The sequence below is a fragment of the Kitasatospora sp. NPDC127060 genome, assembly GCF_042724935.1.
Classification (GTDB): domain Bacteria; phylum Actinomycetota; class Actinomycetes; order Streptomycetales; family Streptomycetaceae; genus Kitasatospora.
Map to the genome: position 1 here is coordinate 36,647 of NZ_JBHXEG010000081.1, position 6,698 is coordinate 43,344.

The 6,698-nt window shown below is 69.9% G+C and carries 6 protein-coding genes; all 6 read left to right on the forward strand.

The features are described 5' to 3' along the window. The first annotated feature begins 86 nt into the window (after positions 1-86). The 6 genes from ACFWIS_RS32770 to ACFWIS_RS32795 all read left to right on the forward strand — a co-directional run bounded on the left by ACFWIS_RS32770 (position 87) and on the right by ACFWIS_RS32795 (position 6,397). On the forward strand, positions 87-1,439 hold the full coding sequence (locus tag ACFWIS_RS32770; protein WP_380460466.1) for a M16 family metallopeptidase: 1,353 nt from the start codon (positions 87-89) through the stop codon (positions 1,437-1,439). A gap of 28 nt (positions 1,440-1,467) precedes the next feature. Next, the gene (dapB, locus tag ACFWIS_RS32775; RefSeq protein ID WP_380460464.1) at positions 1,468-2,214 is read left to right on the forward strand and encodes a 4-hydroxy-tetrahydrodipicolinate reductase; all 747 of its coding nucleotides are present in this window, start codon (positions 1,468-1,470) and stop codon (positions 2,212-2,214) included. Between the two features lie 25 nt (positions 2,215-2,239). Further along, a complete protein-coding gene (locus tag ACFWIS_RS32780; protein WP_380460462.1) occupies positions 2,240-2,698 on the forward strand; it encodes a hypothetical protein in 459 nt (152 codons plus the stop codon). After that, positions 2,695-3,426 (forward strand): FAD-dependent thymidylate synthase, encoded by a 732-nt coding sequence (gene thyX, locus ACFWIS_RS32785; RefSeq protein WP_380460460.1) that lies wholly within the window; start codon positions 2,695-2,697, stop codon positions 3,424-3,426. The genes ACFWIS_RS32780 and thyX overlap by 4 nt, the downstream gene beginning before the upstream one ends. 214 nt (positions 3,427-3,640) lie before the next feature. Next, positions 3,641-4,540 (forward strand): 4-hydroxy-tetrahydrodipicolinate synthase, encoded by a 900-nt coding sequence (gene dapA, locus ACFWIS_RS32790; protein WP_380460458.1) that lies wholly within the window; start codon positions 3,641-3,643, stop codon positions 4,538-4,540. Between the two features lie 171 nt (positions 4,541-4,711). Continuing rightward, positions 4,712-6,397 carry a ribonuclease J gene (locus ACFWIS_RS32795; RefSeq protein ID WP_380460456.1) on the forward strand — a complete coding sequence of 562 codons (1,686 nt, stop codon included), beginning with the start codon at positions 4,712-4,714 and terminating at the stop codon, positions 6,395-6,397. Positions 6,398-6,698 lie beyond the last annotated feature (301 nt).

Sequence of the window (6,698 nt, forward strand, 5' to 3'; positions counted from 1 at the left end):
CCTCCCGGCGTGCGGGCCGCACCCTGTTGTCCACGCGTTCGTCCGTACGTGCCATTCCACGTGCGTTTCCTCTGGAGGTACCCACCGTGGCCCAGGCCCCGGCGGTAAAGCAGCGTCCCGGCACCACCCGGACCCTGCTCAAGGGCGTCGACGGCGCCGGCACGGTGCGCCGCTCCGTCCTGCCCGGCGGCCTGCGGGTCGTCACCGAGACCCTGCCGACGGTGCGCTCCGCGACCTTCGGCATCTGGGTCGGCGTCGGCTCGCGGGACGAGACCCCGCAGCTCAACGGCGCCACCCACTACCTGGAGCACCTGCTCTTCAAGGGCACCGAGCGGCGCAGCGCGCTGGACATCTCGGCGGCCCTGGACGCGGTCGGCGGCGAGATGAACGCCTTCACCGCGAAGGAGAACACCTGCTACTACGCCCGGGTCCTGGACACCGACCTGCCGCTGGCCATCGACGTGGTCTGCGACATGCTGACCGGCTCGCTGATCCGCTCCGAGGACGTCGACGCCGAACGCGGCGTCATCCTCGAGGAGATGGCGATGGCCGAGGACGACCCGGGTGACGTCGTCCACGACCTGTTCGCCAAGGTGATCTTCGGCAGCGGCCCGCTCGGCCGTCCGATCCTCGGCACCCAGGAGACCATCAAGGCGCTCACCCGGGAGCAGATCGCGGGCTTCTACCACCGCCGCTACCGCCCGGAGAACCTGGTCGTCGCCGCGGCCGGCAACCTGGACCACCGCAAGGTCGTCAAGCAGGTGCAGGAGGCCTTCGCCCCGGTGCTGGCCCGCTCCACCGCGGCGCCCGCCGAGGCCCGCCGCGGCGTCAAGGCGCTGCGCACCAACGGCAAGGTCGAGGTGCTCAACCGCTCCACCGAGCAGGCCCACCTGGTGCTGGGCGTGCCCGGGGTGCCCCGGCACGACGAGCGCCGCTGGGCGATGGGCGTGCTCAACGCGGCCCTGGGCGGCGGGATGAGCTCGCGGCTGTTCCAGGAGGTCCGGGAGAAGCGCGGCCTGGCGTACTCGGTCTACTCGTACTCCTCCTCCTACGCGGACAGCGGCCTGTTCGGCATCTACGCCGGCTGCCAGCCCAAGCGGGTCGAGGAGGTGCTGCGGATCTGCCGCGACGAGCTGGCCAAGGTGGTCGCCGAGGGCATCACCGAGGAGGAGCTGCAGCGCGCGATCGGGCAGATCTCCGGCTCCACCGTGCTCGGCATGGAGGACACCGGCTCGCTGATGAACCGGATCGGCAAGGCCGAACTCAGCTACGGGCACCACCTGTCGGTGGACGACATGCTGGAGCGGATCGCGGCGGTGACCCTGGAGGACGTGCACGCGGTGGCCCGTGATGTGCTGGGCGCGTACCGGCCGTCGCTGGCGCTGATCGGTCCGGTCAACGACAAGCGGGCCGCCCGGCTCGCCGATCTGCTGGCCTGAGATTGCCTTCCCGGAGAGGAATGTCGCTATGACGCTGCGTGTCGCCGTGATCGGTGCCAACGGACGGATCGGCTCGGAGGCGGTCAAGGCCGTCGAGGCCGCGCCGGACCTGGAGCTGGTGGCCACCCTCGGCCGCGGCTCGAAGCCGGCGGAGCTCACCGAGGCCGGGGCCCAGGTGGCCGTCGAACTCACCCACCCGGACTCGGTGATGGGCAACCTCGACTACTGCGTCCACCACGGCATCCACGTGGTCACCGGCACGACCGGCTGGACGGACGAGCGGCTGGCCACCGTCCGCGGCTGGCTCACGGACGCTCCGGACCTCGGCCTGCTGATCGCCCCGAACTTCTCCATCGGCGCGATCCTCGGCATGAAGTTCTCCCAGGTCGCCGCCCGGTACTTCGAGTCGGTCGAGGTGGTCGAACTGCACCACGACCGCAAGGCCGACGCCCCCAGCGGCACCGCCACCCGCACCGCCCAGCTGATCGCCGCGGCCCGCGCCGAGGCCGGCCGCCCGAAGCAGCAGGACCCGACCACCCACAGCCTGCCCGGCGCGCGCGGCGCCGACGTGGACGGGGTGCCGGTGCACGCCGTACGGCTGCGCGGCCTGCTGGCCCACCAGCAGGTGATGTTCGGCGACACCGGCGAGACGCTCACCATCCGGCACGACTCGCTGCACCACAGCAGCTTCATGCCGGGCATCCTGCTGGGCGTGCGCAAGGTCGTCGGGACGCCGGGGCTGACCTTCGGCCTCGAACACTTCCTGGACCTGTGACTCCGTTGAACTCCAGGAGCGCGAAATGACCTCCCGTACCGGTTTCTTCGTCCTGTCCGGCGTGCTGCTGCTGGTCGCCCTCGTCTGCGTGGGGGAGGGCGTCCAACTGGTCGCCACCGGCAAGCCGCTCGGCATCGGCATCGGCCTGTGCGCCTTCGTGATCCCGGTGATCGGCGTCTGGTTCCTGCGCCAGACCGTCCGCTTCGGCCGGGCCAGCGAGCAGCTCGCCCGAGAGCTGGAGGCCGAGGGCGGCCTGCCGGTGGACGAGCTGAAGCGCACCGTCGGCGGGCGGATCGACCGGGACTCGGCCGACGCGGTGTTCGCCCGCCGCCAGGCCGAGGCGGAGGCCGTACCGGGCGACTGGCGGGTGTGGTTCCGCCTCGCCGTGGCCTACGCCGACGCCGGCGACACCCCGCGCGCCCGCAAGACCATGCAGCACGCCATCAAGCTGCACAGCACCGAACCCGCAAGGAGTAACGCGTGAGCGACGAACCGACGGCCCCCAGCTTCCGCAGCGACGTGACGGTGGACCTGGTCCGCAGCGCCGCCGCGGACTCGGACGTCATCTGGGCGGCCCGGGTGTCGACTGCGGGCGAGCAGTCCCTGGAGGCGCTCCAGCAGGACCCGGAGAAGTCCAAGGGCCTGATCAACTTCCTGATGCGCGACCGGCACGGCACGCCCTTCGAGCACAACTCGATGACCTTCTTCATCAGCGCGCCGATCTTCGTGTTCCGCGAGTTCCACCGGCACCGCAGCGGCTGGTCGTACAACGAGGAGTCCGGCCGCTACCGCGAGCTGGAGCCGGTCTTCTACGTCCCGGCCGAGGACCGCAAGCTGGTCCAGCAGGGCCGCCCCGGCAAGTACGAGTTCCACCAGGGCACCCCGGAGCAGCACGAGACCACCACCGCGGCCATGGAGGCCGCGTACCGCGAGTCCTACGCCCGCTACCAGGAGATGCTGGCGGCCGGCGTGGCCCGCGAGGTCGCCCGCGCGGTGCTGCCGGTCGGCCTGTTCTCCTCGATGTACGCGACCTGCAACGCGCGCTCGCTGATGCACTTCCTCTCGCTGCGCACCCGGCGGGAGAACTCGGCGGTGCCGTCGTTCCCGCAGCGCGAGATCGAGATGGTCGCGGAGCAGATGGAGGAGCAGTGGGCCAGGCTCATGCCGCTCACCCATGCGGCTTTCGAGAAGCACGGCCGAGTCGCCCCCTGACCTGGGACGACAGGCATATGGGCAGAGTGTCTGGCATGTCTGGATTGCGGCTTTTCTAGCCGCTCCCTACATTCGTGACCACGGATTCCGGTGCTGCCCGAACCCCCGAGCGGGCAGCACCGGAATCCCATCTCCCCGCCCCGACCTGCTCCACCTGTCCGAACCATGGACCGGCATGGGTACCGCCCCACCGCCTACGAGTAGCTTTGGACGCATGGCTCCGACCTCCACCCCCCAGACGCCGTTCGGCCGGGTGCTGACCGCGATGGTCACCCCGTTCACCGCCGACGGCGCACTCGACATCGACGGCGCCCAGCGCCTCGCCACGCACCTCGTCGACTCCGGGAACGACGGACTCGTCGTCAACGGCACCACCGGTGAGTCCCCGACCACCAGCGACGCCGAGAAGGCCCAGCTTGTCCGCGCCGTGGTGGAGGCGGTCGGGGACCGGGCCCACGTGGTGGCCGGGGTCGGCACCAACGACACCCACCACAGCGTCGAGCTGGCCCGGCAGGCGGAGGCCGCCGGGGCGCACGGCCTGCTGGTCGTGACGCCGTACTACAACAAGCCCCCGCAGGAGGGCCTGTACCGGCACTTCACGCAGGTCGCCGACGCCACCGGCCTGCCGGTCATGGCGTACGACATCCCGGGCCGCAGCGGGGTCGCGCTGAGCCACGAGACCCTGGTCCGGCTCGGCGAGCACCCGCGGATCGTGGCCAACAAGGACGCCAAGGGCGACCTCGGCGCCGCGGCCTGGGCGATCGCCCGCTCCGACCTCGCTTGGTACTCCGGCGACGACATCCTCAACCTGCCGCTGCTGTCCGTCGGAGCCGTCGGCGTGGTCAGCGTCGTCGGGCACGTGGTGGCCGGTGAGCTGAAGTCGATGATCGAGGCCTACCTGAGCGGCGATGTGGCCAAGGCCACCGCGATCCACCAGGGCCTGCTGCCGGTGTTCACCGGTATGTTCCGCACCCAGGGCGTGATCCTCACCAAGGCCGCGCTGGACCTCCGGGGCCTGCCGGCCGGGCCGCTGCGACTGCCGCTGGTCGGTGCGACGCCCGAGGAGATCGACCGATTGAAGCAGGATCTCGCCGCCGGCGGGGTACACCTGTAGGCAGACACAGACGTGCGCGCCCCGGCTCGCCGGACCCACCCGGGTCCGCCGCTGGACCGGACCGAAGGCGCGAGAGCACAGACCCAGTAGGAAAACGACACTGAGTACGCACGCCATATGTCTCCAGGGGGAGGACCCCAGGCATATGGCGTGCGTCGTGAGGAGAGTCTTTTGAGCCACCCGCATCCCGAACTCGGCGCACCCCCGGCCCTGAAGGAGGGCGCCCTCCGCATCACTCCGCTCGGCGGTCTCGGTGAGATCGGCCGCAACATGACGGTCCTGGAGTACGGCGGCCGCATCCTGATCATCGACTGCGGTGTCCTCTTCCCCGAGGACGAGCAGCCCGGCGTCGACCTGATCCTCCCGGACTTCAGCTACATCCGGGACCGCCTCGACAAGGTCGACGGCATCGTCCTCACCCACGGGCACGAGGACCACATCGGCGCCGTCCCCTTCCTCCTGCGGGAGAACCCGGACATCCCGCTGATCGGTTCGAAGCTGACCCTCGCCCTGATCGAGGCGAAGCTCGCCGAGCACCGCATCCGGCCGTACGTGCTGGAGGTGAAGGAGGGCGAGCGCGAGCGCATCGGCCCCTTCGACTGCGAGTTCATCGCGGTCAACCACTCCATCCCGGACGCCCTCGCCGTGGCCGTCCGCACCCCCGCCGGCATGGTCGTGGCCACCGGTGACTTCAAGATGGACCAGCTGCCGCTGGACGGCCGCCTCACCGACCTGCCCACCTTCGCCAAGCTGGCCGAAGAGGGCATGGACCTGCTGCTGGTGGACTCCACCAACGCCGAGGTCCCCGGCTTCATCCCGCACGAGCGGGACATCTCGGCCGCGCTGCGAAACGTTTTCGCGAACGCCGACAAGCGCATCATCGTCGCCTCCTTCGCCAGCCACGTGCACCGCATCCAGCAGGTGCTGGACGCCGCGCACGAGTACAAGCGCAAGGTCGCCTTCGTCGGCCGCTCGATGGTCCGCAACATGGGCATCGCCCGCGACCTGGGCTACCTGAAGGTCCCCGGCAACATGGTCGTCGACGTCAAGCAGCTCGACGACCTGCCGGACAAGGAGGTCGTGCTGATCTGCACCGGCTCCCAGGGCGAGCCGATGGCGGCACTGTCCCGGATGGCCAACCGCGACCACCAGATCCGCATCGTCGAGGGCGACACCGTCGTCCTGGCGTCCTCGCTCATCCCGGGCAACGAGAACGCCGTCTACCGCGTCATCAACGGCCTGACCCGCTGGGGCGCCAAGGTCGTGCACAAGGGCAACGCCAAGGTGCACGTCTCCGGCCACGCCTCGGCCGGTGAGCTGCTGTACTTCTTCAACATCTGCAAGCCGCGCAACCTGATGCCGGTCCACGGCGAGTGGCGCCACCTGCGGGCAGCTGCCGAGCTCGGCATCGCGACCGGCATTCCGCGCAACCGCGTGGTCATCGCGGAGGACGGCGTCTGCGTCGACCTGGAGAAGGGCGTCGCCCGGATCGTCGGCAAGGTGCAGGCCGGTTACGTCTACGTGGACGGCGCCTCGGTCGGCGACATCACCGAGGCCTCGCTCAAGGACCGCAAGATCCTCGGCGAGGAGGGCTTCATCTCGGTCTTCGTCGCGGTCGACTCGACCAACGGCAAGATCGTCGGGCGCCCGACCATCCAGGCCCGCGGCTCCGGCATCGACGACAACGCCTTCGTGCCGGTCGTCGCCAAGCTCCAGGAGGCACTGGACCGCTCGGCGAGCGACGGCGTGCTGGAGCCCCGCCAGGTGCAGCAGCTCGTCCGCCGGACCATCGGCAAGTGGGTCGCGGACAACTACCGCCGCCGGCCGATGATCCTGCCGGTCGTCGTCGAGGTCTGAGCTCGGCCCTGGGCCTCTTCGCCGAAGCCCGTCCTGACCTGCTGAGGCTGGTTTGACGTGGGGCGACCCGGTGCGTAATGTTCTCCGGGTTGCCCCACGGGACGAGCCCCAAGGCGGTCCTCGAATACGAATGCGAATTCGAGAACGGCCGGGAAAACGGACCGAGAAACTCTGATAGAGTTCGGGAGCGCCGAAAGGCGAAAGCCAAATCGGATGAATGAAACTCCGGAAAACGGAGCGGAAAACATCTGATAAGCTGGAAACACGAAAGAACGAAGCGCCCGGAGGGCCCGCTGGAAGG

Excerpts from the sequence above, each read along its gene's own strand:
- dapB (WP_380460464.1), top strand. The coding sequence starts at position 1,468 with ATGACGCTGCGTGTCGCCGTGATCGGTGCCAACGGACGGATCGGCTCG.
- ACFWIS_RS32780 (WP_380460462.1), top strand. The coding sequence starts at position 2,240 with ATGACCTCCCGTACCGGTTTCTTCGTCCTGTCCGGCGTGCTGCTGCTG.
- dapA (WP_380460458.1), top strand. The coding sequence starts at position 3,641 with ATGGCTCCGACCTCCACCCCCCAGACGCCGTTCGGCCGGGTGCTGACC.